Annotated in this window: 24 protein-coding genes; 11 read left to right on the top strand and 13 right to left on the bottom strand. The window is 43.5% G+C overall.

What is annotated here, in order from left to right; genetic code table 11:
* Positions 1 to 20: 20 nt before the first annotated feature.
* Complete coding sequence (locus ACO05P_RS13130) at positions 21 to 416, top strand: NUDIX domain-containing protein (protein WP_421751492.1); 396 nt, start codon at positions 21 to 23, stop codon at positions 414 to 416.
* A gap of 6 nt (positions 417 to 422) precedes the next feature.
* Here the strand turns inward: ACO05P_RS13130 and lipB are convergent, their stop codons facing one another.
* The 5 genes from lipB to ileS all read right to left on the bottom strand — a co-directional run bounded on the left by lipB (position 423) and on the right by ileS (position 6,593).
* Positions 423 to 1,109, bottom strand: coding sequence for a lipoyl(octanoyl) transferase LipB (lipB, locus tag ACO05P_RS13135; RefSeq protein WP_421751494.1), 687 nt, complete (start codon positions 1,107 to 1,109; stop codon positions 423 to 425).
* 8 nt (positions 1,110 to 1,117) lie between these two features.
* A complete protein-coding gene (locus ACO05P_RS13140; RefSeq protein ID WP_421751496.1) occupies positions 1,118 to 2,107 on the bottom strand; it encodes a bifunctional phosphoglucose/phosphomannose isomerase in 990 nt (329 codons plus the stop codon).
* Positions 2,104 to 2,742, bottom strand: a complete 639-nt coding sequence (locus tag ACO05P_RS13145; RefSeq protein WP_421751497.1) for a lipoprotein signal peptidase — start codon at positions 2,740 to 2,742, stop codon at positions 2,104 to 2,106. Before ACO05P_RS13145 ends, ACO05P_RS13140 begins: the two co-directional genes overlap by 4 nt.
* A 1-nt stretch (position 2,743) precedes the next feature.
* A complete protein-coding gene (locus ACO05P_RS13150) occupies positions 2,744 to 3,121 on the bottom strand; it encodes a TraR/DksA family transcriptional regulator (protein ID WP_421751499.1) in 378 nt (125 codons plus the stop codon).
* Between the two features lie 76 nt (positions 3,122 to 3,197).
* Positions 3,198 to 6,593, bottom strand: coding sequence for an isoleucine--tRNA ligase (gene ileS, locus ACO05P_RS13155; protein ID WP_421751501.1), 3,396 nt, complete (start codon positions 6,591 to 6,593; stop codon positions 3,198 to 3,200).
* A gap of 264 nt (positions 6,594 to 6,857) precedes the next feature.
* On the opposite strand from ileS, the gene ACO05P_RS13160 reads away from it, so the two are divergent.
* The 6 genes from ACO05P_RS13160 (at position 6,858) to ACO05P_RS13185 (ending at position 14,219) form a co-directional block, all read left to right on the top strand.
* Positions 6,858 to 7,913, top strand: coding sequence for a transporter substrate-binding domain-containing protein (locus ACO05P_RS13160; protein WP_421751503.1), 1,056 nt, complete (start codon positions 6,858 to 6,860; stop codon positions 7,911 to 7,913).
* A 38-nt stretch (positions 7,914 to 7,951) separates the two neighbouring features.
* Positions 7,952 to 8,851, top strand: coding sequence for a hypothetical protein (locus tag ACO05P_RS13165; protein WP_421751505.1), 900 nt, complete (start codon positions 7,952 to 7,954; stop codon positions 8,849 to 8,851).
* 251 nt (positions 8,852 to 9,102) lie between these two features.
* A complete protein-coding gene (locus tag ACO05P_RS13170; protein WP_421751506.1) occupies positions 9,103 to 9,450 on the top strand; it encodes a hypothetical protein in 348 nt (115 codons plus the stop codon).
* 51 nt (positions 9,451 to 9,501) lie between these two features.
* Positions 9,502 to 11,202 (top strand): hypothetical protein, encoded by a 1,701-nt coding sequence (locus ACO05P_RS13175; protein ID WP_421751508.1) that lies wholly within the window; start codon positions 9,502 to 9,504, stop codon positions 11,200 to 11,202.
* A gap of 18 nt (positions 11,203 to 11,220) precedes the next feature.
* On the top strand, positions 11,221 to 12,624 hold the full coding sequence (locus ACO05P_RS13180) for a T9SS type A sorting domain-containing protein (protein ID WP_421751509.1): 1,404 nt from the start codon (positions 11,221 to 11,223) through the stop codon (positions 12,622 to 12,624).
* 59 nt (positions 12,625 to 12,683) lie between these two features.
* Complete coding sequence (locus tag ACO05P_RS13185; RefSeq protein WP_421751511.1) at positions 12,684 to 14,219, top strand: T9SS type A sorting domain-containing protein; 1,536 nt, start codon at positions 12,684 to 12,686, stop codon at positions 14,217 to 14,219.
* 22 nt (positions 14,220 to 14,241) lie between these two features.
* On the opposite strand, the gene ACO05P_RS13190 is transcribed toward ACO05P_RS13185, so the two are convergent.
* Positions 14,242 to 15,189, bottom strand: a complete 948-nt coding sequence (locus tag ACO05P_RS13190; protein WP_421751513.1) for a hypothetical protein — start codon at positions 15,187 to 15,189, stop codon at positions 14,242 to 14,244.
* Positions 15,190 to 15,276: 87 nt separating this feature from the next.
* Positions 15,277 to 15,606: a helix-turn-helix domain-containing protein gene (locus ACO05P_RS13195; protein ID WP_421751515.1), complete on the bottom strand. Its 330-nt coding sequence runs from the start codon at positions 15,604 to 15,606 to the stop codon at positions 15,277 to 15,279.
* A 403-nt stretch (positions 15,607 to 16,009) separates the two neighbouring features.
* Here ACO05P_RS13195 and ACO05P_RS13200 point away from each other — a divergent pair, with 403 nt between their 5' ends.
* A complete protein-coding gene (locus ACO05P_RS13200; RefSeq protein ID WP_421751516.1) occupies positions 16,010 to 16,420 on the top strand; it encodes a hypothetical protein in 411 nt (136 codons plus the stop codon).
* Between the two features lie 17 nt (positions 16,421 to 16,437).
* On the top strand, positions 16,438 to 17,163 hold the full coding sequence (locus tag ACO05P_RS13205; protein ID WP_421751518.1) for a hypothetical protein: 726 nt from the start codon (positions 16,438 to 16,440) through the stop codon (positions 17,161 to 17,163).
* Here the strand turns inward: ACO05P_RS13205 and ACO05P_RS13210 are convergent.
* The 6 genes from ACO05P_RS13210 to ACO05P_RS13235 form a co-directional block, all read right to left on the bottom strand.
* The gene (locus ACO05P_RS13210) at positions 17,132 to 17,854 is read right to left on the bottom strand and encodes an HD domain-containing protein (RefSeq protein WP_421751519.1); all 723 of its coding nucleotides are present in this window, start codon (positions 17,852 to 17,854) and stop codon (positions 17,132 to 17,134) included. The genes ACO05P_RS13205 and ACO05P_RS13210 overlap by 32 nt on opposite strands.
* Positions 17,847 to 18,266 (bottom strand): RidA family protein, encoded by a 420-nt coding sequence (locus tag ACO05P_RS13215; RefSeq protein WP_421751520.1) that lies wholly within the window; start codon positions 18,264 to 18,266, stop codon positions 17,847 to 17,849. Before ACO05P_RS13215 ends, ACO05P_RS13210 begins: the two co-directional genes overlap by 8 nt.
* 33 nt (positions 18,267 to 18,299) lie before the next feature.
* Positions 18,300 to 21,968: a glycosyltransferase family 2 protein gene (locus ACO05P_RS13220; protein WP_421751521.1), complete on the bottom strand. Its 3,669-nt coding sequence runs from the start codon at positions 21,966 to 21,968 to the stop codon at positions 18,300 to 18,302.
* Positions 21,955 to 23,229 (bottom strand): hypothetical protein, encoded by a 1,275-nt coding sequence (locus ACO05P_RS13225; protein ID WP_421751522.1) that lies wholly within the window; start codon positions 23,227 to 23,229, stop codon positions 21,955 to 21,957. The genes ACO05P_RS13220 and ACO05P_RS13225 overlap by 14 nt, the downstream gene beginning before the upstream one ends.
* Positions 23,230 to 23,534: 305 nt before the next feature.
* Entirely contained in the window at positions 23,535 to 25,370 is a 1,836-nt protein-coding gene (locus tag ACO05P_RS13230) for a cation:proton antiporter (protein ID WP_421751524.1), read from the bottom strand.
* A 42-nt stretch (positions 25,371 to 25,412) separates the two neighbouring features.
* On the bottom strand, positions 25,413 to 25,823 hold the full coding sequence (locus ACO05P_RS13235; protein WP_421751525.1) for a hypothetical protein: 411 nt from the start codon (positions 25,821 to 25,823) through the stop codon (positions 25,413 to 25,415).
* An 84-nt stretch (positions 25,824 to 25,907) separates the two neighbouring features.
* Between ACO05P_RS13235 and ACO05P_RS13240 the strand changes: the two genes are divergently transcribed.
* Positions 25,908 to 26,450 carry a cob(I)yrinic acid a,c-diamide adenosyltransferase gene (locus ACO05P_RS13240; RefSeq protein WP_421751527.1) on the top strand — a complete coding sequence of 181 codons (543 nt, stop codon included), beginning with the start codon at positions 25,908 to 25,910 and terminating at the stop codon, positions 26,448 to 26,450.
* 96 nt (positions 26,451 to 26,546) lie between these two features.
* On the top strand, positions 26,547 to 26,771 hold the full coding sequence (locus ACO05P_RS13245) for a DUF2795 domain-containing protein (RefSeq protein WP_210760470.1): 225 nt from the start codon (positions 26,547 to 26,549) through the stop codon (positions 26,769 to 26,771).
* Positions 26,772 to 26,776 lie beyond the last annotated feature (5 nt).

Here is a 26,776-nt window from a genome sequence, read left to right on the forward strand (position 1 = left end):
ATACTTAAATGCTGAGCTAAATGACTGAAGTGGTTTGTGCCATTATTTTGAATCCTGAGTCTAAGATATTTGCAGCGCGCCGAGCACCCGGAAAAAGCTTTGAGGGCTATTGGGAATTCCCGGGAGGGAAGATAGAAGAAGGAGAAAATGCAGCGGCCGCCTTGAAAAGAGAACTACAGGAAGAATTGGGTTTGGAGCTTGAGATTGGGCCTTCATTACACTCTGTAAACTGGGAGAATAAAACCGGGGTCTTTCAACTTGAAGCTTTTATTTGTGAAAGCGCATTAAAAGGAATGGATCTTCAGGATCACGACCAATGGGGTTGGTTTGAAATTGAAGACTTATTGGAGCTCGAAATGATGATTGCAGATCTGGCCCTTTTGCCTTATTTGGATAAATACCTGAGTCAGAAATAGAGCCTTTTATACCAGCTCTACCTCAAAAATTTCGCAGAAGTATTGCTTGGCCTTAGCTTCAATTTCCGCCATATCTACCGGATGACCTAATTCGCGTTCCATAGAGGTAACGTCCTTATCGTAAATACCGCAGGGTACAATATGCCCGAAATAAGACAAGTCGGTATTGACATTAAAAGCCCAGCCATGCATAGTTACCCAGCGACTGGCTCTAACTCCGAGGGCTAGAATTTTTCGGGCTTTGGGAGTACCTACATCAAACCAAACTCCGGTTTCTCCATCCGAACGCTCTCCCTTTAAACCATAGTCGGCCAAAACCTTAATAAAGACTTCTTCAAGGTAACGCAGGTATTTATGGATATCCGGAAAAAAATGATCCAAGTCCAGAATAGGATAACCTACTAATTGACCGGGTCCATGATAGGTGATATCACCCCCTCGATTGATAGGATAAAAGGTAGCTTTTAAGTCTTTGAGCTCTTGCTCAGAGACTAATAGGTGTTCGCGTTTTCCGCTTTTCCCCAGGGTGTAAACATGCGGATGCTCACAGAATAGGAGATAGTTCTGCGTGGGTTCTTGTTCCGCCTCCGGCAATTTGCGGTTTTGGAATTTGCGGTCTACCGTTTCCTGAAATAGTTGTTCCTGATAGTCCCAGGCTTCTTGATAATCAATTAAACCCAGATCGCGGAACAAAACCTGATTTACAGCGGGATTTTTGATAATTCGGATTTAAGGAGATCAATGGATTTGATGTCCATAATATCAACCTGATTTAATTCAGAGAGGTAATAGGACAACCAATCGCCATAATGAATTAAATACAGGGCACGCTCAATATTGTTTTTGCCCTTGCTCTGCAATTCGAAAACATGGGGGGTTTTTTCGCCAATAATTTCACGAATGATATCCATACGCTTCAAATTGCGAGGATTGTCGCTTTCATTGCGTAAGAAGAGGCAAGAGTACTGATCAGTACCGCCTTCCCAGCCTACCAACTCATTGTGATTCATTTCGGGCACTTCGGCCTCCCAAGCCAACATTTTGGCATTTTCGTTCAATTGCTGACGAATTCGGGCCGCAACCCCAATAAAGCCAGCATTGGCTAAAATTTGAACCGTGGTGTTTTGTAGTTTTTGGGCTAAAGCTTCGGAGTCATGACGAATGGAAACTTCCTCTGCATTCAATAAGTCTATGGCAGAATGGATAGCAGCTTGCGGATCATTCTCAATTACCCCAAAGGCGCGTAAATAATAGAGAAGGAATACAAAAGGATAAGCAAACATGGAGCGAGGTGCATTTCCACCAATCATGCTTAAGCAATTGTAGCCTTTTTCTTCGGCTTTGGCTTTGAGCTGACCACCGGAACTGATGCAGGCAATCATGGCACCTTGCGCTTCGGCTTTAGCCACCGCTTGCAGAGTTTCTTCAGTATTACCCGAATAAGAACAAGCAATAACCAGAGTATGACGACCCACAAAAGCAGGGATATCGTAATTCTTGTTTACCGTAACCGGTACTTTAGCTTCGCTTATTGTAAGGTCTAGAATGGTGCTGCCACCAATACCCGAACCACCCAAGCCGGTAATCATTACATTTTGGATGGCACGATCCGGAGCCTTAAACTCGAAATTTTGCAAGGTGGCAAGAGCATCTTGCAAATGAGCGCTAAAATTCGCGATTAAGTCTTTCACGGTTGCTTGTTTTGGTTTTCAGGTGGAATTTCTTCTTTAGTGGAGGATTCCTCTTCCTTAAAAACAGATTTCTGGTGCAAAATTAAGAGTCCTACCCCAGTTGAGATAGCCGCATCGGCTAAATTAAATACCGGTCTAAAGAAAACGAAGTAATCCCCTCCCAGCCACTCGGGCAAATAGCCTTTAAAGATGGGGAAGTAAAACATATCTACCACCTTTCCAAAAAGAAAAGGAGCATAACCGCCATCCGCCGGGAAAGCTTGAGCCACATGATCATAGGTAGAGGCCTCGAAAATGATTCCATAGAGGGCAGAATCGATAATATTCCCCAGGGCCCCGGCTAATATGAGTGCTACAGCTACTATCCCACCAAAGGGAATTTTGCGTTTACTCAGTTTTTTGAGCCACAAGAAAATGAGCACGACTGTCGCAATTCGGAATACACTGAGGAGTAATTTTCCCCAGGTTCCTCCAAACTCAACGCCAAAGGCCATGCCCGGGTTTTCGGTAAAATGTAGGATGAACCAGTCTGTGATAACCAGATCCTCACCCAGGGTAAAAGAGGTTTTCACCCATATTTTAAGGGTTTGATCAAGGATCAGTACACCCAGAATGATCCAAAGTGCTTTTCGCATTTTACTGGCGGTTTTTAGCCTCGATGCTTAAGGTCGCATGAGGAACTAAACGCAGGCGGTCTTTGCTAATAAGCTTACCGGTAACTCGGCAAATGCCATAGGTCTTATTCTCGATACGATTAATGGCGTTGTGCAGATCACGAATAAACTTCTCCTGACGGGCCGCTAATTGGCTATTAGCTTCTTTACTCATGGTATCGCTTCCCTCTTCAAAAGCTTTAAAGGTGGGGGAGGTATCATCAGTACCATTATTACGGTCGTTGGCGAAGTTTTCTTTCAATACTGCCAAGTCGGCTTCGGCCTTTTCGATTTTAGCCTGAATAATTTGACGGAACTCATCTAGTTCTTCGTCACTATATCTCATTTTTTCTTCGCTCATAATGCGTTGAAATTAAAATAGTTGCGTTTCGGGACCTGCCCCGATTTTTAGAATTTGCCAAATATAGAAAAATCCCTTAATGGCTTCGCTTTAAGCTTAGTTTGCTTTGGATATCGTCAAAATCAAGTACTTCCCCCTCAAAACTGTCGGAAAACCACTCAATAGAATCGGCCAGGACCTCAGCTTTAACATAACTTTCATTTTCGGATAAAGCGCGCTCTAGCATCTCCTGACGTTGCAATTGCACCTGAATGCGATCGGTAACCTCCAAGCCACTATCCTTTCTAAGGTTTTGAATGCGGTTTACCAGTTCGCGGGCAATTCCCTCCAGGCGTAAAGCTTCATCTATATGGATATCCAAAGCCACAGTGAGTTTGTTTTCACTCATCACTAACCAACCAGGAATATCTTCTGTATGAATTTCTACATCATTCAGTTCTATCTTAAGCTTTTCGCCTTCAAGTTCCAAGTCAATGGCGCCATTGCTTTCCAATTCACTGATCTGGGCCTGGTCAAAGTCGCGAATGGCCGCTGCCACTTGCTTCATTTGCTTGCCAAAGCGTGGTCCAAGTTTTTTAAAGTCAGGCTTGATGCTTTTTACCAAAACACCTTCCACTTCACGCAGTACTTCAAGCTCTTTAACGTTTACTTCCGCTAAAAGTATATCCTTAATACTGGCTAAAAGCTCAGCTTTATCATCGCTTAAGGCGGGTACCATAATTTTCTGTAGCGGCTGACGTACTTTAATACGCTCTTTTTTACGCAGAGACAGGACCATGGAGCTCAAATTGCGCGCCGTGGCCATTCTTTCGTTCAAATGCGAATCAATGGCTTCCTTTCTATGTTTTGGCCAATAGCTTAAATGCACAGATTCACCTTTAGCGGGGTCTAAATCCTGATACAAACGATCGGCAAAGAAGGGAGCGATAGGTGAGATTAACTGCGCCAAATCGCGCAAGCAGCGGTACAAGGTTTCATAGGCCATTTGCTTGTCTTCGCTCAAATCTCCCTTCCAGAAACGACGGCGGTTTAAGCGCACATACCAGTTGCTTAGTTCTTCATCTACAAAGTACTCAATAGCCCTTGCTGCTTTGGTGGGCTCATAATCGGCATAAGCCTGCTCTACATTGGCGATGAGTTCTTGCAAACGCGATAATATCCAACGGTCTAGTTCGGGACGTTTTTCCCAGGCAGTCTCCTGACTTTCGTCGAAGGCGAAACCATCGATATTGGCGTAAAGAGCAAAGAAATTATAGGTGTTGTATAAGGTTCCGAAGAAGCGACGTTGTACTTCCGCAACCCCATCTAAATCGAATTTCAAATTATCCCAGGGCGAGGCATTGCTAATCATATACCAGCGCACGGGATCACTGCCGTATTTCTCAATGGTTTCGAAAGGATCAATGGCATTGCCTAATCGCTTAGACATCTTCGCACCATCCTTATCCAGCACCAAGCCGTTGGAAACTACATTCTTATAGGCCACTTTGTCGAATACCAAACTGGCAATAGCGTGTAAGGTATAGAACCAACCACGAGTTTGATCTACACCCTCTGCAATGAAGTCGGCGGGATAAAGGCTATCAAATTTGTCTTTGTTCTCGAAGGGGTAATGCCACTGTGCATAAGGCATAGATCCTGAGTCGAACCAAACGTCAATCAGGTCTGCTTCGCGACGCATGGGTTTACCACTTGGGGATGCCAATATGATCTTATCTACAATGTGGCGGTGCAGGTCTACTTGATCGTAGTTAGCATCGCTCATGTCCTCCGGATTGAAATTGGCAAAGGGATGTTCTTCCATCAGGCCTTGAGCCACCGCCTGATCACAGGCCTCTTTAAGTTCGGCTACACTGCCAAAGATGCGGCGTTCATTCCCATCTTCGGTAGACCAAATAGGTAATGGGATACCCCAATAACGGGAGCGGCTTAAGTTCCAGTCATTGGCATTTTCGAGCCAGTTTCCAAAACGTCCTTCCCCGGTGCTTTTAGGCTTCCAATTGATGGTTTTATTTAGGGCCACCATCTTTTCGCGTTCCTCGCTTACGCGGATAAACCAGGAATCTAATGGATAGTATAAAATAGGTTTGTCGGTACGCCAGCAATGGGGGTAGCTGTGGCTGTACTTTTCTACCTTAAAGGCTTGATTACGCTCCTTCAGCAGGATGGAGATTTCCACATCCACCGATTTTTCAGGTGCTTCGCCATCGGCATAGTACTCGTTTTTAACGTAGAAGCCGGCATAAGGACCTACACCTTCACGGAAGCGACCTTGAAGGTCAACCAGAGGAACAGGATTTTGATTTTGATCGAGTACCAACATGGGTGGTACAGGAGGATTGGCTTCTTTAGCCACCTTGGCATCATCGGCACCAAAAGTGGGGGCTGTATGTACTATTCCGGTACCATCTTCGGTGGTAACAAAATCCCCTAAAATGATACGGAAGGCATTTTCAGCGCCTTCATAAGGCAGGGCCCAATCCAGTAATTGCTCGTAACGCAGGTTTTCCAGATCTCGACCGATACCTTCCCAAACTACGCGCCAGGGGGCTACTTTGGCTCCTGTTTCGTAAGAATCCATTTCGAGCTCGGCGCCTTCGGGCTTAAAGTATTTAGATACCAGGTTTTTCGCTAAAACCACCTTTTGCCGTTTTCCGGTATAAGGGTTATAGCTGTCTATCATCTGATATTCAATCTTCGGTCCTACGGTAAGAGCCGTATTGGAAGGAAGGGTCCAAGGGGTGGTGGTCCAGGCAATGTAGTACACCAGATCATCTGCATGCACGGCATCGCCAAACACCTTTTGGAAGGCCTCATCGCGAGTGGCGATAAACTGCGCTATAGCAGAAGTATCTTTTACATCGCGGTAGCTGCCTGGCATATTAAGCTCATGAGAGCTCAGTCCGGTTCCCGCCTTAGGGCTATAAGGTTGAATGGTATAACCCTTGTAAATGAGTTCTTTATCCCAGAGCTGTTTGAGTAACCACCATACCGATTCCATGTATTTAGGGCGGTAGGTAACATAGGGATCGTCCATATCGACCCAATAACCCATCTTTTCAGTGAGCTCATTCCAAATGTCGGTATAGCGCATTACCGCCTTTTTACAGGCTTCATTGTATTCCTCAACGCTGATACTTTTGCCGATATCCTCTTTGGTGATGCCCAGTTCTTTTTCTACTCCCAGTTCAACTGGTAAGCCATGGGTATCCCAACCTGCTTTGCGATTTACCTGATAACCTTGAAGGGTTTTAAAACGACAGAAAATGTCCTTAATCGCACGCCCCATAACGTGGTGAATACCCGGCTTACCGTTAGCGGAGGGCGGCCCTTCGTAGAACACAAAACTTTCAGCGCCATCTCGGCTGCTGATGCTTTTCTTAAAGCTCTCATCCTCCTTCCAAAACTGAAGGATTTCTTGATTGATTTGAGCCAGGTTTAAGTGCTTGTACTCTTGGTATTTGCGAGACATTTACTTGTCGATTTTTAAAAGACTGCGAAGGTAAGGAAATATGACTGCTTTGGAGGTAGAATTTAGAGTCTAGATCGTTTCACTGTTAGAAGTTAGACCGCTTTGCTATTAGAAATTAGACCGCAGTACTAATTCTCTGTGTGCCCCTGCGTTCTCGAAGCCAGAGTTTACGATGGCTATTCTCTGTGTTGAAGCAAATACTTAGAACCTCTTGCAATTGTGAGAGCGCTAGCCCTTTCTTACTTTCGGGCATAAATCCGAAAAATGCGTGCATTAAAAGTTTTTCTCCTCTTCTTTTTAAGTACATCAATTTGGGCTCAGGACTCCACCTTAACTATCGGCCTTAAGCCCACACCGCCATTTGTGGTGCAAGAAGGTTCGGGCAGACCGGCAGGATTAAGTTATCGTTTTTGGGAGCTTATTGATGATCAGGTGCCTGCGCGCGTGCAATACCGCTGGTATGATGATGTGGAAGGTATGCTGGAGGCCATCGCTCTGGGAGAGGTGGATTTGTCTATCAATCCCATTACCGTGACCGAACAGCGCATGGATAGTCTCGATTTTTCGCAACCCTATTTTATCTCTGGTACAGCCATGGTGCGTCGTTCAGAGAGTAGTTGGATGCTGTTCTTAGAGAATTTCTTTAGTCAGCAGTTTTTTTCGGCTGTAGCTATATTACTTGGAGTGATATTGCTTTTTGGGATCTTGGTGTGGATTTTTGAAAGACGGCATAAAGAAGGGGAGCAATTCCGTAAGAATTGGCGTGGGATATTCGACGGTTTTTGGTGGAGTGCCGTAACTATGACTACCGTGGGCTATGGAGATAAGTCGCCCGAAACAGGAGGGGGTAGAACGATCGCTTTTATCTGGATGTTTACAGCCATCCTTTTGATTTCCGGTTTAACCGCTGGGGTGGCATCTGCCTTGACTGTCAAAAGCATGGAGAGTAAAATCGAAAGCATAGAAGATTTACGGCGTTTTAAAACCGGAACCATCGATGCTACCGGAACCGCAGAGTATTTAGGAAATTATGGTTTGCCGGATAATTACTATCTCAGTGTTGAGGAAGGTTTTGAAGCCTTACGTAATGAGGAGATAGACATATTTGTTTTTGATCGCCCGGTTTTACGCTTCTATTTGGAGAAAAGTGATAATCAAGACTTGGTTTTAGATAGCCGTAATTTAAAGACTGATTATTACAGTTTTGCCTACCCTAAAGGCAGTCCTTTGCGCGAGGCCCTCGATCCTAAAATTGTGAAAGCCTTGAAATCGGATTCCTGGAATTTCATTTTGCGGAAGGCCAGTAAGGGTCGGGAATAAGAGAGTAAACTGATTATTAAAAATCAAATAGAATTGAAATGAGAAAGCAAGTACTGAGTTTAGCTTTAATAGCTCTGGTGGCTTTGCAAGCCTGTAATTCCGGCGTGGCAAAGGAGGAAGGTCAAAATTCGTCAAAAGAGGAAGCGCCGCAAGAGAATCCGGTTGAAACAGAGACCGGACTAAGCCTCGAGCCATTTTGGGAAACCGAAATGTGGTACCCAACTAATGAGTCGGTCTTATTGGATGAGAGTCAGGGTCTTTTGTATGTGAGCTGTATTGCGGGTAATCCTACGGATAAAGATGGCAAGGGTCATATTGCCCGACTAAATTTGGATGGTACAATCATAGATTCTGCCTGGGCTCAGGGCTATAATGCACCCAAGGGAATGTGTATAAGTAATGGACGCTTGTATTTTACGGATATCGATCGCATTGTTTCGGTTTCCCTGGCAAATCCCCAAGACGAATTGATCTTTCCGGTACCCGGATCCACATTCTTAAATGATATCACTCCCGGATTAAACGGAGTGTATTTTTCGGATATGAACACCGGCAAATTGCAGTATCTAGAGCAAGGTGTGGTGCATACTTTGAATGAGGATTTGACCGGTATTAATGGATTGAGCTTCTTCGAAAATGAGCTTTATGCGTTAACAGAGCAAGGTCTTTTGCGTCTGTCATTGGGTGGTGAAGTATTGGAAACCATTAATTCGGAATTAAGCGGTGGCGATGGTTTGGTGCCTTTGGGTTCCAATCGTTTTATTGCCAGCAGATGGCAGGGTGAGGTTTGGTATCTAAATGGAGGACAGTCGACCAAACTATTGGATAGCAAAGCCGAAGAACTGCAAACTGCGGATATTGGCTATAATGCTGCTGATCAGGTTTTATATGTACCTCGCTTTTTTGGGAATAAGGTTTCGGCTTTTAAAATGCATTAACATGTGTTAAAAGCCAGTAAACAATCCCTTTAGTGTTCTTATTTAAAGGTAGTTAGTAATCATTATAAGAATAATGAGATAATTATTATTGGTTCAAAGTAAATAGGTACAACTGTTAAGTTCCTGATAATAAGTTTGATTTGTTTTAAGCATGGTATTCTATTATTGAATTTCTAATAGTGCAACTTGCTTAACGTGTTTTTTTAATGTGATAAATAAACATCTTGATAGATGTAAAAAATCACATTAAAATGAAAAAACGTATCCTATTTCTGCTCGTATTTATTTTCGCTATTCAGTTAAAGTCTCAAGTGGCCTGTTTGGGCTTTTTTCCTGATTCATCCGGACTGGTTAGTGGTAGCCCTGAAGCTCTTAATTGCCAAAGCTTAAGCGTTGACTATCAGGGTAAGTATCGCTTACAACAGAGCTTTATTAGCAATAATACCACTGCAACTAAAACCGTAAAGGTGGCTATTCATGTTTGGCAAGATCATAGTGGCGGTGGGAATTGGCAAAATACCCCTGCAGATATTCAGGTGCTGAGCTCCTTTATAGATATTGCTAGTAATCAATTTTTTGGAGCGAATGATCAGCCATAAGACCCTATAAGTGGAGTGCCATTTATTAACGACACAAAAATTCGTTTGAATTTGGAAGGCATCTATTTTTATCCAAATACTTCCTATTTTCAAAGTAGTAGTGGGATTGGAATGAATGAATTTGCCATTGCTCAGAATCCGGAGTGCAGAGCTTTCATTAATATTCATATGTCTGCAAACCCTACTGCCACGCACGCTTATGCCACATTTTCCCGTACTGGCCTGTCTCTGGATCAAAACTATTTAATTTGGACAGGCTATCACGGAGATGGCACAGGAACAGGAAGTGGCGCCGTAGGGAATGGCAATTGGGCTGTATCTCAGCTATTAACGCATGAATTAGGTCATATTCTGGGTTTGTGTCATACCAGTTGTTGTGACCCTTGCACGGAGAGTCTAGATCCTACAAATATTGATTTCCTTTCGGATGTATTTGTGGGCCCGCCATATAGTTACCATCAAGGAGGATGGTTATTGGACCCCTTTTCTTCTTCGAATACCGCTACGAATAACATTATGGGTAGTACCAGTGGTGCGGGTTATTTTTCCCCTCTTCAGATAGGTAGAATACACAGGTTGCTCTCGCTGGACAAAGATCGGTGGCGCTATGCTTCGGGCTACTCGGAAGATCCTTTGGAAATAAGTCAGAATGAAGTTTGGGATTTTCCTATAAAGTTGTACCAAGACTTAGTTATTAAATCAGGCAGCACCCTCACGGTACAATGTAAGATAGAGTTTGTTAAAGAAGCAGGAATAATCATTGAGCCTGGTGCAGAATTAATCTTAGACGGTGGCCACCTTACTAAGACTAAGTATGAAACAGAATGGAAGGGAGTTTACTTGCACGGGAATTCCAATAGTGTCCAAACAGCACTTTTGCAACCTAAAATCACCTTAAAAAATGATGCTCAGATTTCCTACGCCAAAGATGCAATTACGACAATTGGTATAGGGGAAAATAATGAGTGGATCTGGGGAACAACAGGAGGCATAATTGATGCCCGCGATTCTAGATTTATCAACAATCGCAAGGATGTTGCCCTTCTAGCTTATATTTCTCCTAATGCGAAAAACGAAAAGTACCAAGCGTCTTTTATCAGATGTGAGTTTATTCGGAATTCCCTTTATCAACATAGTGAAATGTTACCGAGCATTAGTATGTGGAAGGTAGCAGGAGTGGATATAGAAGGCTGCTTATTTAGAAACCTGAACTCTGGTGATAGACAATACCATGGCGGGGGACTAAAATCTATTCAGGCTTCATACCGGGTGCATAATGCGACCAGTGGTGAAAATTGTCAATTTCAAGGGTATGCAGATGCACTTCGGAGCGATGATGATTTATCCGTTTCATTTCCAATTACTATTGTCGGAGCCACTTTTCATAATAACATTCATGCGATTTATTTAAATGCTTGTGAAAATGCCAAGATTGCACATAATCTTATTAATGTAAAAAGTGATCACAATTATAGTCCACCAGCCGGTGTTGGCTTTCAGGCTAAAGGCTATGGGGTGTACCTGGATTACTGTTCTATTTTTGCTTTGCACGATAATGACATTCATAATTTGGATAATACCAATGTGGAGTCGGTGGGCATTGTGGTTAAGGACAATGGGGGAGCTTCAGATCAAATCCAGCTTAATAAGATGGATAGATTTTATTATGGGGCTCAAGCAATCGGAAATAATCGAAATTCAAATTATCAACAGCTTGGACTGAACTTTATCTGTAACGATTTTGGGAGCTAAAACCCTAATGTAAAAGATGTGCAGGTAGATCCTTTGGGCTTTATTGCCGGTACGCAGGGTCTCAGCGCTGGGCTGCCTAATAATCGTTTTAGTACTGGGGCCGGCAGCCGCCATTTCGATAATTTTGGACCCACGGTTTTTTACCCTTATGGTACAGGAGATACACGTGTGGTACCTACGCATTATTTGAATCTTCAATTACAATCTCGACCGGCACCTGCGGACTTTAATGGCGAATGTCAGTCCTTACCACTGCCTCCCATTGTAAACCCATCCGCTACAGTAACAGGCTTGGCCAATTTGAACACCAGCTTGCAAAACGACATTAATTTACGTCAACAGCTATTAGACGAAGGGAGCACGCCCAGTGTAGAAGCTCAGATTTTGTTTGCCTCAAGTCCGGCGGATTATCAAAGCCTTTATGTAGACCTGATGTATATGGCGCCTTATGTTTCGGATCAAAGTCTGGAGAAATTAATTGCTTTGGAAAATTATCCAGAACTGGCCTTGCGAAACATCTTAATAGCCAATCCTCATGGAGCCCGTAATACTTATTTATGGAAAATGCTTCTGGAAAAAGAGCCGGCAATTAGTCAGCAAACTTTGGACGATATTCAGAACGGGACCCAAACGATAACGGCAAAAGACCTCTTGGAAATGCAAATTGCCACTAAACAGGTAAGCCGAGATTGGAGTTCCAAGCTCCTGTTAGAGTACTATGCCTCACATATCGATTCGGTTGGCATAGATAATTCAGATTTGATAAAAGTTCATTTGAAGAACAGAAATGAGGTCTATTTCCGCTATGCCTTAATAGACCTCTATATCTATGAAGAGAATTATGAGGCTGCCCTGGGGGAGTTGGATTTAATTCCTACAGAATGTGCATTGGGTAGAGAAGAAGAGCAAGCCTATAACTGGATGAAGCAGTATTACAGCTTAATATTAAATTTGTCTGGACCCCTCGATGAAATGAGTGAATCTGCATTGATAAGCTTAAGGGATATTGAGCTTAATGGGCAGGGTTATGCAGTGGGTAGAGCCAGGGCAGCTCTTATCCTCAACGGTCAGAATGTAGGCTATGTTGAACCAGTTTTAACCGGGCTTGGAATGAAAAAACTAGCTTCCTCCTATAGCTCAACAATGCGTCCGGATGTGGTGAAAGCACAGTTTATACTCTATCCCAACCCCACAACTGATTATGCGATATTACAATGGAATTGGTTAGAGCAAGGCTTGGAGGGTTCAGGTAAAGTTCATCTCTATGATGTATCTGGGCATTTGGTTAAAAGCGATCCCATTTTAGATTTACAGGATAATTCCCATCTATTTCGATGGCATGATTTAGCTGCCGGCCTTTATTTGTTGAAGTTGGAACAAGCTGGAGTAACCTTATTTCAGCAGAAATTGCAAATTGAATAATGGGTAATCATTCTGAGAGAATAAACCAGCTTGTACGGAATTACTATCAGCCGATGCTTATGAGATTAACTTTAGTATTCCTTTTGTTAACCGCTAGCTTGTTTGCACAACCCATAAATCGCATTTATGCCAATTTTGGGAGTGCATCGGTTGCGGCTGGGATGGAAAGCAAGGAGGGAGACTATCTCATTGCTGGATCAGATCTATCTAACATTCGCGCGATACAATTTGGTCGTTTTGATTCTCTGGGAGGTATTTTAAGCTTGAAGACCTACGATTACACCAGTGATTCCATATACCGCTCAATTCCATGTTTTTCTTGTATGGAAGAAAATGGTGGGAGAATTTATTTTGCGCAGTATGACCTTGTTAGAGGTGATTCTGCGCTTACTCGATTTACAAAACTGGACGGGAACCTAGATACTGTTATGACCAAAAAGCTTCTGGAGTTTCAAGGTGCAATGCCTGTAGGTTGTGACCTAAAGTTTGATACTGATTCCACATTTTTGATATCGGGATATCTTTATCGGAATACCAGTCGCAATAAGTACGACCTCTGGGTGGGCCGTTTCGATACCCTTTTTAATCCACTATGGCAATTGCGCATAGAGGATAGCTTGGCCTATATGAACGGCGGCTATTTTGGAGAGGACTTGCTGGTAGATGCCTACGGTTCTCTTTTAGTCTCTGGCATGGCAACAGGGCGAGACCCTACGGCCTTAAACCAATTTGTACATTATTCTTATGCTGCTCGTATTGATCGTTTTAATGGTAAGTTGATTTGGTTAAAACATTTTGACAAAGACATTGGTAGTCAAAATTTTTCGGCTGTAGATAATGAAAACGGAAGTTATACTTTCATACGCCGGAAGGTTCTTCGTTATTGGCCAAGAACTGATTGGTCTTTTACTAATGAGCTACTTATTGGTCAACTTGATACGAACGGTACGGTTTTATGGGATCGAAGGAGTGGCCCAATTTTACAACGCTTTGATTTCACCGATTTAATTAAAACTAGTGATGGAAATTTATATGTTTCAGGACTCTTGGATACGGCAAATCAACAATTGTTAGCCGGGTATAAATTTAATTCGGCAGGGGATAGTCTTTGGTTTAGAACTTATTATCATGATGAATCTACAGATTGGCATTATGCTTGGCGTTTTTTCGAAACTTCGGATTCTGGCATTATGCATTTGGGTAGTTATGTGGATGTAAATCATAGCCTTAATCCAGATAGGCTGCAATATTTCTGGTTGTTGCGCACGGATAAACATGGTTGTGATAGCCCGGGTTGCCATCGTATTGGTCTGCCGCAATTAGACCTAAATTCTACCAGCCATTTTAACTTATTCCCCAACCCCACAACTGATTATGCGATATTACAATGGAATTGGTATGAGCAAGGCTTGGAGGGTTCAGGTAAAGTTGAGCTATTTGATGCCACCGGAAAAGTCCTTTGGTCTCAGTCTAAGGTAGTGTGGACCGAAAATCAATTAATTATTCCAGTGAGTTTTTTTGGTCCAGGAGTTTATTACCTAAGAGTGCTAAAGGGTTTAGAAGTTATTTATCAAAAGAAAATTGCGGTGAATTAGCGGTTTTAAAACTGCTTATGTATTAAAAAGTCTTCCGATAATACAAATACTGCAACCAGCGATGGAGCAACGGATCTTTAATGCGATAGCCTTGTTCATCGCGAAGAATATAAGCGCTATCGAGTAGGTTCCGCAATGCCCGTTCTACCGAACTGGCGGCACCGAGTTTGTGGCGTACCAAGAAGTCGAAGGCATGCGGTTGTGCAACTATTTCCTCAGAGGCTAAGGCTCTAAGTAAACGCCATTGGAGGTCGGTAAAGCGATGGCGCAGCATTAAAAACTGATTTTGATGGCTTTTGAAAAAGGCCTCAGGCTCAAAATTCCCCTGATGCTGCTTCATGTTTTCAATCAGAGCTTTTAAAAAGGAAAGGTTTCCAGCGGAGTAATCCAATAATTTACGCTGATTGTCGGTGGCCTCAGTCCAAATGTCCTGTGCCTCGGGCTTTTGTAAATGGATTTGCTCAGAGGTCTTTAAATGTGGGAATTCCGAAAGGATGATCAATTGAATATTGGCAGCGGTGCTCATCTTTTTAAACTCCTTCACCAATTCCTCCGGCTTTATTTCTTGTACCTCGCAGTATTCGGGATCTTCGAGGCTAATGATTACATCTTGCCCGGCCTGAAAGAGCATGGTGGTTAAGGCTTTGAGGTATTCCAGCAAATCTTGAGCCTGGCGAATACGATGGGGAGGGTGCTCCTGGTGCAAGCGTTTGATTTGGTACTCTAAGCCTGCGTGCTGGGCACTGGTTTTTTCGATGCCCTCATGGAGGCGAAAGACCAGTTCTTCAAACTGAAAGACGCCCGTAAAATTGAGTTCAAGTAGAATTCTACGGCCTTGTAATTTTTGTCCCAGGGCTCTTAGCAGGTAAGATTTACCCATGCCCGGAGCTCCTGCAATTTGGAGGTTTTCACGGGCCATAATACGGTCATAGGCTAGTTGCAGTTCTTTTTCGCGTACCAGATCCTTCATAGGGGGGATTTGCAGCGAAGGTATGAAAGGATGAATTTTGAAAAGCGCCTTTCAAGAGCCAATTTCTATCTCGATTCTCCTTAAATCTTAGGCTTCATTCTCCAAGAGCTTTTCAAGCAGGGCCTTTAGTTCCAGGATTCCGTTTTGAGAAGTGCTTTCTGAATTGATAGGCTTGCTTTTAAGTCTATGTGCTCGCAAATCGGCTTTGTCTAATAATAGGAGTTCAAAGACGGATACCTCAAGAAGTTCAGCAATTTGGTATAAGCGCTTTACGCTAAGGCGGGTTTCCCCTGATTCGAGTTTAGAGTAGGCCCGGGTACTGATTTCTAATTCCTGCGCCATATAGCTTTGAGTGTAATTCCGCATTTCTCGGGCTTTGCGGATTTTTTGGCTCAATGAGTATTCGTCTAGTGTCATTTCCCTCCAGGCTTCAAGTATTCAGATCCAAGCTCATGGCAACTTAGATTTTTATTGAGGGGGCTTCAATTAATAGCGAAGGAAAATAAAATATTGGAATATTAAAAGAATTATCTTATTTTTTAAATACACTATTGTCATAAAAAGAATAATTATTCGATCTAGTAATAATTATTCTTAACAGGAATTATTTTAGTGTCCTCCATAGTATGACTGATAGTAAAGACCTTGGTTAAGGCCTTGTCAAGTTAAGAAAAGAAACCACAGGTTCAATGCTTGAACTTTCATTTCCTATAGTTGAACTTTTTATTCCTGTTTTTACCTCTTATAATATTTAGGTTTGTACAGGTTCCATTGGTATAAAAGAATTATTAAAATAGAGCTTTAAAAATATTTAAATAGGATGAAGTCAGTAAAATTTCTCTTTTGCTTTTTTTTGAGCCTGGCCTTACAGGGGCAGTCCAAGGGTGTTTTTGGGAAGGAACCTAAAGCTCCAAGCTGTTCTGTTTCGTTTACGGATAGCACACGAATCTATTTGATTACAGAAGGAGGATTTCGATACGAACCGGAAACTTTAAACTGCAGTTTTCAAGGTCATACATCCGATTCTCTTTATGGCTTTATCAATACCAAAGATTTTCGAAGAGTAGTAGACCACTGGGGCCCCATGGCCTATATCGTGATTTATGGCTTGGGAGAAGATTTTAAAACTAAGGGAAAGCTCATTTATCGAGAAGATCCCACAATCAAAGAAGTAGTCGCCTACTATATCCAAGGTTCCGGTGAGCTGATTATTTATCGGCCACAGCTTTAACCTCAACATTCATTCTCATGAAACAATTGAAAACCAAAGCGCTCCTGAGGGGCGCAGGATTGCTGGTGCTTGTTGCCAGCCTTTGTATCCTTTCTTCTTCCTGCGAAGACAGCCTTGAACCAAGCACAACTCAGGACATCAACGACCACCGATTTAAGGAAGACCCAGGAGGAAGTTCGTGGCATCCCCCACTGGTATACCTCTCCATGGGTTGTGAAACCGATTGCAATAATGGTGGGGTATGCAAAGAAAAACGGGAGTTTGGACCGATGTATCCTGGCGATACCCACTCCATGCATTATATCGAATGCAGTTGTGAGGGCTGTGGCTTCCTTATCATTGAAAATGGAATTGCGGTGCCTCCGGCTAATCGCGATGCTTATTTGCACAATCTATTTCAAAGCTATCCCCTGGATTCGATCGACCATGTAGCGGCCTATTTAAGTACTAAGGGTATAAGCAATTATGATATTGATGAGATCCGCTTTTTTACGGGGGATACGCTGGACTTCTATTCTTATGAATACCTCTATCATTTGGAGGATGGTACTGTAGATAACCTCATTGTCCAGTATAGTAAAGAAAAAGGAACGGTAATTCGTGCGGTGTGTGAACAGCCTTGCGACGCTGATTGTCTGATTCGGCACGGTGGGGCAATTGGCGATTTTGCCTGTTCCTGTGCAGATTGCAAATTAACGGTGACTGAATATACTAAACCGGAGAACCCTCAAAACCCGGAATAGTGAGGCGATCCATAGATTGGAAAGGGGGCCCTGGTGGTCCCTTTTCTTTTTGGGACCATTCCTCATAAAATTGCTCCAAATAACGAAGCATAAACTGATGCCGCTCTTCGGCCATAGCTTTGGCAGTGGCGGTATACATTCCTTCTTTCAACTTTAAGAGCTTTTCATGAAAGTGGTTAATGCTGGAACTAGGGCCCTGGCGGTACTCTTGGGTACTCATCCGGTCACGAACCGGAATATCTGGATCATAGATTGCTTGATTCTTAAAACCGCCATAATGAAAGCAGCGTGCAATACCAATGGCGCCAATAGCATCCAGTCGATCTGCATCTCTTAAGATCAACACTTCCAATTGATCACTTTCTTTTTGATTTCCTCCTTTATAGGAGCAGGCGGCAATCCAATCAGAAATCTGGCGACTCTTCGGCTCTGATGCTCCTAAGCTCAGAAGCAGGGCAAAGGCTTTTTCGGCCCCAGCCTTCTCATCGCCACCATTAAACTTCGCATCATCGATATCATGTAAGAGGGCAGCAAGTTCCAAGCTGTCTCGATCTCCACCTTCCAATGCCTGGATTTTCAAGGCATTGTTGCGCACCCGATTGATATGAAACCAATCATGACCCTTTTCTGCAGTATTGCTTAGTGCACGAACCTCTTTCTCACAGGCTTCAATTAACTGCGCATTAGTCATTGGGCTCTGCCACACATTTTAATTCGATGGCAATTGGCGTTGGCAAGGCAGTAATGGCGATAGTAGTGCGGCAGGGCTTGGGGTCTACCTCGGCAAAGTACTCCGCATAAATGCGATTGAAGGTGTGAAAGTCTCTCTTCATGTCTACCAGAAAGACTTGAATATCTACCAACTTTTCCCAGGAGCTGCCATTTTCTTCGAGAATAGCCTTCACATTGGCGAAGACACTGTGCACCTGTGCTGCGAAATCAAATTCCTTGAAATTACCATTATGGTCCAGGCTTAACCCCGGTACACCGGAGTCGTGCTGATCACTGCCGGCAATTCGGGGCCCAACCCCGCTTAAAAACAGCAAACCGCCGGCTTTGCGGGCTAAAGGATAAGAACCAACGGGCTTAGGTGCTTTGCTCATTTCTTTGGATTTTGGACAAAGGTACTAAAGCAATCAGAGGCTTTTCTTCCGTTGGTATTCGAGTTCTTCACGAGTGGGCGTATGTAGCTCAGTGCCAAAATAGAGTGGAGTGCCAAGACTGCTGCGAGTGTCCAGGGTATAGCCATCTTTCACTAAATAAGCGACTAATTGATAGCGATGGCTGGCTTCTGGTAATTGGATGGATATATAAGGACCGTTTTCACGCAATCGCTTTATCAGAGCCGGTTCATTAAAATTGTCCAGTTTAAGTAAGTACCAGTCAACCTGAACCTCTTCCTCATCCAAGGCTCGCCATTTACCATTTTCTTTTAATAAGCAGAGGTAGGATTGATATTGCCCGCTAAAGGCCGCTCGGGCCAATGGGATCACTTTAAACTCCTCGAAAGTACTAAGGGTATTCTCAGTCTCCTTTAATTTAGAAGCCTCCAATTTGGCATAAGCTCGTTTCTTGTACCCATCGAGGTTTTTAAGTCCTTGTAGGGCAACGTGGCTGGCGAATATATCGTCTTGCCAGGCATTAAAGCTTACTCTGAATCCCATCTCCGCCAGAGGAACACCTAAGTCTGGGCCTACCGATTGAATAAACAATGGACTTTGACATTGAGCCATTCTCTTTTGCAGTTCGGCAAGGCTGGTTTGACCCTCTACAATATTAACTCCAATACCATCCAAACCACGGGCTCCGGTAAATATGCTTCGGGCCTCCTCAATTAGATTAACGCTGAAATTTAGTTCAGCAGAAAGAGGGCGGCTGGAGTCCAAGGCCTTAATTTCTGTACTCATTTTATCCAACCAGCGGATTAGTTGATCTTCTTCATATAAAAGCTGTGGTGGTTGGTAGAACTGTGATAATTGGCTAAAAGCTGCGCCACCTAAATGCCAGGCTACGATGCTTTTTTCATCGCGGTTTTCGCGAACCAAATCCAGAATATCCTCTTCAAGTTTTTGTAATTCTATATTATCAGGACTAAAGCTTTTGATATTACCGATGTAAAAGCAATAGCTGATTTTTAAAGCCTCTTTTTCGGCCTCTTTAAATATGTTAGCGTCGTAAAAACTAGGGCCATAGCGATTGATATGACTTATACCCAAGCTCTTCATTTCCTTAAAATCAGCCTCAATAACTCTACGGAATAGAGGATGTTTGGTATGCTTCCAATCTAATCCTTTATAGTAATTGCAGGCCATTTCTTTTTGGGTGTAGAAGGCCGATTTGAGGGGGGTAACTTTATTTTCTCTTTCTATTATTTGGGGTTCGGGAAGCTGATTTTGACGGAAAAACCGGAAGGGTCTATTTAAATCATCGGCAATAGTTTCATTTGAATTGGTACAAAGAATGCCGCTGAAATTGGGGTATAGACTACTAATGCTATCCAGCAGTTCAAGATTGGCTTCACTAAGGGATTCTTTGAAACGTAAAACCCATGGCACATCATTCTGAAAACTGGCTCGAACTAAATAGGATTGAAGACTATCTAAGGGGTTCTCACTTTGCAGCATTACCCCTGCATCGATCTCGATAAAACTCAGATACTTAAAGCCCGGAAAGGATGCTTCGATATACTCCGGGCCGGGGCTGTTGTACACCAGCATTAAGTTGTTTATGCCGGCCAGATTGAAATATTGATTCAAATATTTCCATAAATCGCGATGCAGCTTTTGGCTGGACTGATCATTAAGTTCTCCAAATTCAGGAAAGGGTGCCAGGTAAAGGGGGTGTTTAAACACTTTTATGGCTTCTGCCCAAATGGCTAGTTGTGAATCAAGGGCGCCAGAGTGAAGGAGCTGGTGAAACTCCAAGAGGTCTATACTGTCGTTTTCGATTTGCCAATGGATATAAGGATACTTCTGCTGGCCATTGCAGCGCAGTAAAAAACCCTCAATGGGAATGGATGGGCTTAAAAATGGAAAGGCGCGATACTGAACCCGATAGGGTGATTCTGCATTTTGATCCGCTATAAAATGTTGGGCCAGTTTCGGATTTTCCTTAGTGGTTTCCATATTGGTGATGTCGCGCTGCAGACTTATATACCAAAGGAAGCCTGCCAATAAAATTACCACCGGAAAGGCAACTGATCTTACAAATTGATAGGAACCATGGCGAACCTTCCAAAACCAATCTTTGAGGTACCAAATACGCACAAAGAGTCGCTCTAGCCAGGGAACCTCCTTCTTATAAGCCCGCCAGCGATTTTGCATACTGGCAAAAAAGACGAAGCCAATAAATAAGATGTTCAAGGCCGCAAAGCCTGCCATAATTAAATTGTAGGGATTGAAGTCTCGCCAAAGACCATAGATAATGGCGGCGATACTCAATCCGGCCATAGCCAAATTGGGGATATTTAAACGGAGGGTATTTTCTTCCTGTCCGTCTTTGGGCGTGGGATTATAGGGCACCTTGCGACGCAATACAGTGTACACGAAACCCAGGGCATGTATCCACCAGGTGCCAATGGAAATCAGTCCTCCCTGAACATGAAAACCACGTTCATCCTCTTCCATAACCCACTTTTGGACATAATGCCGAATGAGGATTATAAATACCAAAAGGGGGGCGGCAAAGGTGAGGAAATAGGCTAAACCCACCTGCATGGGAATGTAGGAGCTAAACAGCGATAAAATGGGGATCATGAAATTGATCAGGAAAAGGAATCCCATGAAATAATGCCAGGGCAATAGACCATAGTGAAACCTTTGTCGCCAGCTTAGTTTGCTGAATATACGAGGATAGGTGGTGACCAGAAGTTCAAATACCCCTCGCGACCATTTGAGCTGCTGCTTATAATAGGCGGATAAGGTATTAGGCACCAGGCCTCGACTTAAAATACGGGGCACATAAACTGATTTCCATCCGGCGGCATGCAGCTTCATAGAGGTGTGCATGTCTTCCGCCAGACCGGGAGCATGTCCGCCAATGCTATCTAGTGCCTTACGGCGGAAGGTACAATTAGCGCCGATCGCCTGAGCGGTACCATAGCTGTTCATACTCATCATAATGGGCCCGTAAAACTGAAAGGTTTGCTGAGCCGATGCCTTGGCGATGAGATTTTCGTAAATATTGTCGTAAGCCTGTACTACTTGAACAAAACCCACTTCAGGATTTTGGAAATGCGGTAAAACCCAATCCAGGAAATCCGGTGCAGGTACATGATCCGGATCAAGAATTAGGCATATATCCCCTTGTGCATGATTGTAAATTGCATGATTGATATTACCCGCCTTGGCATTGGTTTTTACCGGACCCCGATAAACATGCACAACCCCCAGGCGCTCGCATTGCTCTTTAAGGTAGGGGTCATTTCCTTCATCACAGAGGTAGGTAGTATGAGGATAGCTAATGGCTTGAATGGCCTCCAGGCTTTGGATAAGCATATCATAAGGCTCGCCGGGTACGAAAGTGGTAAAAATGTCGACTGAAAAGTCTTGTTTTAGCGGGGGGGTCTCCGGAGCCGACATATCCCAGTAATGGTACCATTCGTATAAAATTCGCAGTCCCATATAGCCCAGAGAAAAGAGCAATGGATAGTAAAAGTAGGGGTAGCCAATGTATTCCTCTCGAGTAATTTCGGTAAAGAAGAGCACCATGGCAGCAATCCCTACAATGATCATTGCTCGAATTACAAAGCGCTGGCGCGAATTGGGCGCAATTATGGGAGTGGGCCTTGCTTTATCGTACCACATAGAAAGGAAGATTTGCAGAGGCAAAGTGCCCCTTCTGATCGTGTATACTTACAAAGAGCCGGAAAGGCCCCGCTTTGGGAGGGCAGCGGAATTTAATGCTTTTGCGATCCTCAGAATATTCAATAAGGTCTGGCAAAGGAGGAGGGCTATCCGCTTTTAAGAAAAACCAATCCTCAGTGCGCACCGACCACTCAATCTTTAAACTATCAGCGGAAAGGTTTTCAGGTAGCTCTATTTGGGCGGTATGCCATTCATTGCTTTCAAACCAGAGGTCATTGGCCTTTTTTGTTCCGTCAATTTTTAGGCTTTCAATTTTAGGAATAGTCGGAATGGAACTATTGCCGTATTGCAAGGCCAGTTCATAGTACAGAGCACTGCGTTCTCCCTTCTTGGAAAAAACATTAAACCAGGTATGGGTTTGCTCATGACGCCATCCCCAATTGAAAAATAAAGCCCCTAAAAACTGAGGGTGATCGCCGGGGAGTTCCTTAAAACGCCTATGGGTTATTTCTGCTTTTTGGCTACTGCTTGGTTCCAAAGGAGCACCCCATTTGGTCCACTCGGTTTCCCAGGGACCATTTTCCCCAAACTCTCCAATTAAAAAGGGTTTCGACCATAGCCAGTCCAAATCATCCATGTCATCGCTTAGCTTTGGTAAGCGCCCAAAAGTGTTTATGATGAGGTAATCGATACTTCGAATCTTAAGGGCAAAATTGAGGATGGCCTTATGACCGTAATTTGCGAAGGCAGTTCCGATCGGGTGTTCGGGATCTCCGCTTCGAAGCGAATCTAAAAGTCGATTATAGGTGCGAGAAAAACTAAAATCGCTGAGATCGTAAAAGATCAATTCATTGCCCAAACACCAACTCAAAAGGGCAGGATGATCGCGGTATTTTCGCCCTAAGGCGACCAATTCTTTTCCCAGCTTATTGCTGTGCTCTTCGCTATGATAGAGCCAGGGCACATGACTTTTAGGGAGCCAAATTCCGGCTACTACTTTTAATCCGTGATGATGGGCACTGTCTAGAATAGCTTCTAAGCCAGTGGTGTCGTAGGTACGGATGGTATTGGCACCAATTCTATGAGCCTCTTGTAAATGGGTATGACCAGCCAGACCTTTTATTTCGTGTACCTGACCATCAATGGTAAAGCGGGCTTGTCCATTGATCTTTTGAATCTGCACCCGAGCGTTTTCCGGTCTTTGGTATTGACAGGAAACTAGTAGGATGCTAAGAAATAATATTAGTGTAAAGCGGAGCATGTCAGCGCCTTAGAGTAGTTTGGGGGTTTTTACTAATAGCATGTTACAAACTTAGAGGCTCCTTAAGGGCAAATCATATTCAACTTCGCTAATTTTTAACAAGTCGCAATGCTGCAATTTAGCAGATAACAAGAAGTTTATTCTACGGTTCAGTTGGAAGAAGCAAAGCTTGGAAATGCCCATTATTATTTTGCCCAGGCAAGCGATTCCCCATGCTTTAATACCCCCACTTGACACTATTGAGACTTAGCGAGTGGCTAAAGATATTAACATTCAAACTCTAATTTGGCACTTTCGTCACCAAATTAAGCGTCTTTTGAAGAGGATCGCGCATTGTGCAGAGGAATGAAAGCCAACTGGTCTCCTTTGCTGAAATCCGGAAGGTCTCGAGCAATTACCTCAAGGTTTTCCTTATGGATGCGGAACATGGGAATGATCTGGGAGTGATACTCTTTGCAAATTTTCTCGTAGTCCTCCATATTATTACATTCCCGAAGGGTCATTTGCTTGGCTTGTCGTACCGACTGCGCAAGATTTAGATAATCAACCCTTCCGCCGAATAATACGCAAGGAGGGTGGTCAATTTCAGGGAGTTCTTGTTCCTTTTTGCTGCAGAGCCTAAAGGTTTTATTAGGGCCAAATTCCTCATCGAAATACTTTAAGGCCAGGCCATTAATCTCTGCACTCGAAGTCATGGCCATCAAGATTCCAATATTATTAAGGTCGAGTTCTTCATAGACATTGTCACTGAGAATACTGCCTTCAAATACTTCAAAACCCATGCGACGGGCTTCCTGTTGATTGGTTTTGGAGGTGTCGGCCAAAATCACATCGACCCCTTGATTTTGTAGAAATTGAGCCAGGAAACGCGAATTTTCGTTAGCTCCGGCAATCAGGAAACCCCGAGGTTCTTCCCGTTCTACTTTTAGCAATCGAGCAAAGGGTTTTGCGGTAGCTCCTTGCAAGATTACAGTACCTACTATCATTAAAAAGGTAAGCGGTAAAATCAATTCGGCTTGCGCCACATTAACATCGGCTCTTTCGCCAGAAGTTAATTGCAGGGCAAAGAGAGAAGCTACAGCGGCCGCTACAATACCTTTGGGTCCTACCCAAGACATAAAGACTACCTCGCGCCAGTTGAAACCTGAATTTCGAGTACTAAGCCAAACGGCCAAGGGGCGTAAAATGAGAATCACTATACCAAAGAGGATTAGGGCATTTAAGCCTAGCTTTTCAATTTGCTCTACGTGTATACGACTGGAAAGAAGAATAAAGAGTACTGAAATCAGAATGATGCTTACATCTTCTTTAAAGGAAAGGATTTTCTTGAGCTCTTGTACTTTCACATTGGCGAGAATAATCCCCATAAAAGTGGTCGACATTAATCCGGCCTCATGAGCCAGAAATTCGGCAAAGGTGAAGGCGAAAATCACCATTCCCAGGGCCATTACATTGCGGAGATAGGAAGGGATCCGATTTTTTTGAAGTAACCAGCGCAGGAAAAAGGCCGCCAAGCCTCCCACGAACATTCCCGAGGCGACGGTTAAAAAGAATTCTTTAAAAACACCCGTAGTGCTGGGACTGGTAAAATCGGAGGTCTGAATAAACTCATATACCAATACCGCAATCAAGGCCCCCAGAGGGTCGATCAAAATACCTTCCCATTTTAAAACATTATTGATACGAATATTGGGGCGAACATTACGCAAGATCGGCGTTACCACCGTGGGGCCTGAGACAATGATCAGTGCCCCGAAAAGGAAGGAGAGGGTGTAATCCATCCCCATCAAATAATGTGCAGCAAAACCACCGCCGGCCAGGGTAATAATGGGGCCAAAAAACAGGAGGTTTCGAACCACTCCGGCTTGATGACGAATCTCCCGCAGTTTTAAAGTAAGGCCGCCTTCAAATAAAATAACGCCAACCGATATTGAGACAAATGCAAAAAGTAGATCTCCGGAGAAGATATGATCACCATCCAGGATTTTTTCGCCATTGCTGGTGAAAAAGGTAGAGCCAGGACCGAGGGCCAGGCCTATTATTATTAATGGTAAAATGGCTGGAATCTTAATTTTCCAGGCCATCCATTGCGCAAATACGCTTAGAATCAGAATACTGGCTAATTCGGCCATCCCCTCCATTTCCAGGTGCTTTTTGGTTTTTTAATATACGACAAAGATTATTCAGGAAAGGTAGCCGGCAATAAGCTCCTGCGCCTTTTCTTGCAAATCGACACTTAACCGTCGAATTTGTTCTAAGCGCTGCGCTCCGCCATAACCTGAAATTTCTGGGATGGCTAGGTGAATCAAGTTACTTTTGGGGAAAAGGGATAGTAGATGTTCTTTCTTTTCTATTGGGAAGAAGAAAATATGATCAAATTCAAAACCGTGAAACTCTTCAAGGGCATCGGAGGTATGTCCGGCAATCACAATCTGCTCTTCGGCCATGGCACGAATGGCTTGCGGATCCACGCCGCTGGGCTCAAAGCCGCAACTGAAAATACGGGATTTATGTCCCAGTTTCTTCTTTAAAATTCCTTCCAGCATTTGACTTCGAATGGCATTTTCCTGCCCGACAATCAATATTTGTGACACCTTGAATTTTCTTTGAACAATTTACCTTCCCCCTTGATATGCTAATATTGCCTCGTGAATTTATTAAAATAGACCCTATTGGGAATGAAGATATACACAAAAACCGGCGATAAAGGGCAAACCTCCTTAGTATCAGGAGAGAGGGTTGCAAAAAATCATGCACGAATTGAAGCGTACGGAACCGTTGATGAGCTTAACGCTTGTATAGCGGTGATGAAGGACAGTGCGAAATTCAAGGATTTTAACCCGGATATCGAGAATATTCAGAGTACTTTATTTTCGATCGGCTCCCATTTATCCGCCACTGAAAAGAATAAATATCCCCTGCCAGAAATTAAAGAATCGCTCATCCAAAAATTGGAGCAAGACATGGATACCATGAATTTGGAGCTTGAGCAATTACGAAGTTTTATCATTCCTGGTGGCGATTTAAGTGCTTCTTATGCGCATGTGGCCCGCACCATTTGTCGCCGGGCAGAGCGTAGGGTAATCGATTTAGAATTACAGGAGATAAGTATGCATCCGGTAATATTACCTTTCTTAAACCGGCTTAGTGACTACCTCTTTACCCTTGCTCGCTACTACACATTGAAGCATAATGGGGTGGAAACCAAATGGAAGCCTTAAACCTTTGAGGACAATCGCTGTGAAATTCCACTTGCGTAGGTCCTTGAAAAAATTATTTTTGCAAAAATTTTGACTCTAACACTTTAGCGAACGCGTATGTACTGGACCTTAGAACTTGCAAGCTATTTGAGCGACGCTCCCTGGCCTGCTACTAAAGATGAACTGATTGACTATTCGATCAGAACCGGTGCGCCATTGGAAGTGGTAGAAAACCTCCAGGCGATGGAAGAAGAGGAGGAAGAGGTTTATGAATCCATCGAAGACATTTGGCCTGACTACCCCTCGGAAGAGGATTTCCTATGGAATGAAGATGAATACTAAAACAA

This window comes from Croceimicrobium sp. (assembly GCF_965228705.1).
Lineage (GTDB): Bacteria > Bacteroidota > Bacteroidia > Flavobacteriales > Schleiferiaceae > Croceimicrobium.

What these genes read in the sequence shown, in the direction of transcription:
- ACO05P_RS13190 (WP_421751513.1), bottom strand. Translation starts at nt 15,189, where the DNA reads ATGAAGGATCTGGTACGCGAAAAAGAACTGCAACTAGCCTATGACCGT.
- ACO05P_RS13240 (WP_421751527.1), top strand. Translation starts at nt 25,908, where the DNA reads ATGAAGATATACACAAAAACCGGCGATAAAGGGCAAACCTCCTTAGTA.
- ACO05P_RS13230 (WP_421751524.1), bottom strand. Translation starts at nt 25,370, where the DNA reads ATGGAGGGGATGGCCGAATTAGCCAGTATTCTGATTCTAAGCGTATTT.
- ACO05P_RS13170 (WP_421751506.1), top strand. Translation starts at nt 9,103, where the DNA reads ATGAAAAAACGTATCCTATTTCTGCTCGTATTTATTTTCGCTATTCAG.
- ACO05P_RS13130 (WP_421751492.1), top strand. Translation starts at nt 21, where the DNA reads ATGACTGAAGTGGTTTGTGCCATTATTTTGAATCCTGAGTCTAAGATA.
- ileS (WP_421751501.1), bottom strand. Translation starts at nt 6,593, where the DNA reads ATGTCTCGCAAATACCAAGAGTACAAGCACTTAAACCTGGCTCAAATC.
- ACO05P_RS13145 (WP_421751497.1), bottom strand. Translation starts at nt 2,742, where the DNA reads ATGCGAAAAGCACTTTGGATCATTCTGGGTGTACTGATCCTTGATCAA.
- ACO05P_RS13200 (WP_421751516.1), top strand. Translation starts at nt 16,010, where the DNA reads ATGAAGTCAGTAAAATTTCTCTTTTGCTTTTTTTTGAGCCTGGCCTTA.
- ACO05P_RS13160 (WP_421751503.1), top strand. Translation starts at nt 6,858, where the DNA reads ATGCGTGCATTAAAAGTTTTTCTCCTCTTCTTTTTAAGTACATCAATT.
- ACO05P_RS13215 (WP_421751520.1), bottom strand. Translation starts at nt 18,266, where the DNA reads ATGAGCAAAGCACCTAAGCCCGTTGGTTCTTATCCTTTAGCCCGCAAA.
- ACO05P_RS13210 (WP_421751519.1), bottom strand. Translation starts at nt 17,854, where the DNA reads ATGACTAATGCGCAGTTAATTGAAGCCTGTGAGAAAGAGGTTCGTGCA.
- ACO05P_RS13195 (WP_421751515.1), bottom strand. Translation starts at nt 15,606, where the DNA reads ATGACACTAGACGAATACTCATTGAGCCAAAAAATCCGCAAAGCCCGA.
- ACO05P_RS13245 (WP_210760470.1), top strand. Translation starts at nt 26,547, where the DNA reads ATGTACTGGACCTTAGAACTTGCAAGCTATTTGAGCGACGCTCCCTGG.
- ACO05P_RS13205 (WP_421751518.1), top strand. Translation starts at nt 16,438, where the DNA reads ATGAAACAATTGAAAACCAAAGCGCTCCTGAGGGGCGCAGGATTGCTG.
- ACO05P_RS13185 (WP_421751511.1), top strand. Translation starts at nt 12,684, where the DNA reads ATGAGATTAACTTTAGTATTCCTTTTGTTAACCGCTAGCTTGTTTGCA.
- ACO05P_RS13150 (WP_421751499.1), bottom strand. Translation starts at nt 3,121, where the DNA reads ATGAGCGAAGAAAAAATGAGATATAGTGACGAAGAACTAGATGAGTTC.
- ACO05P_RS13165 (WP_421751505.1), top strand. Translation starts at nt 7,952, where the DNA reads ATGAGAAAGCAAGTACTGAGTTTAGCTTTAATAGCTCTGGTGGCTTTG.
- ACO05P_RS13225 (WP_421751522.1), bottom strand. Translation starts at nt 23,229, where the DNA reads ATGCTCCGCTTTACACTAATATTATTTCTTAGCATCCTACTAGTTTCC.
- ACO05P_RS13220 (WP_421751521.1), bottom strand. Translation starts at nt 21,968, where the DNA reads ATGTGGTACGATAAAGCAAGGCCCACTCCCATAATTGCGCCCAATTCG.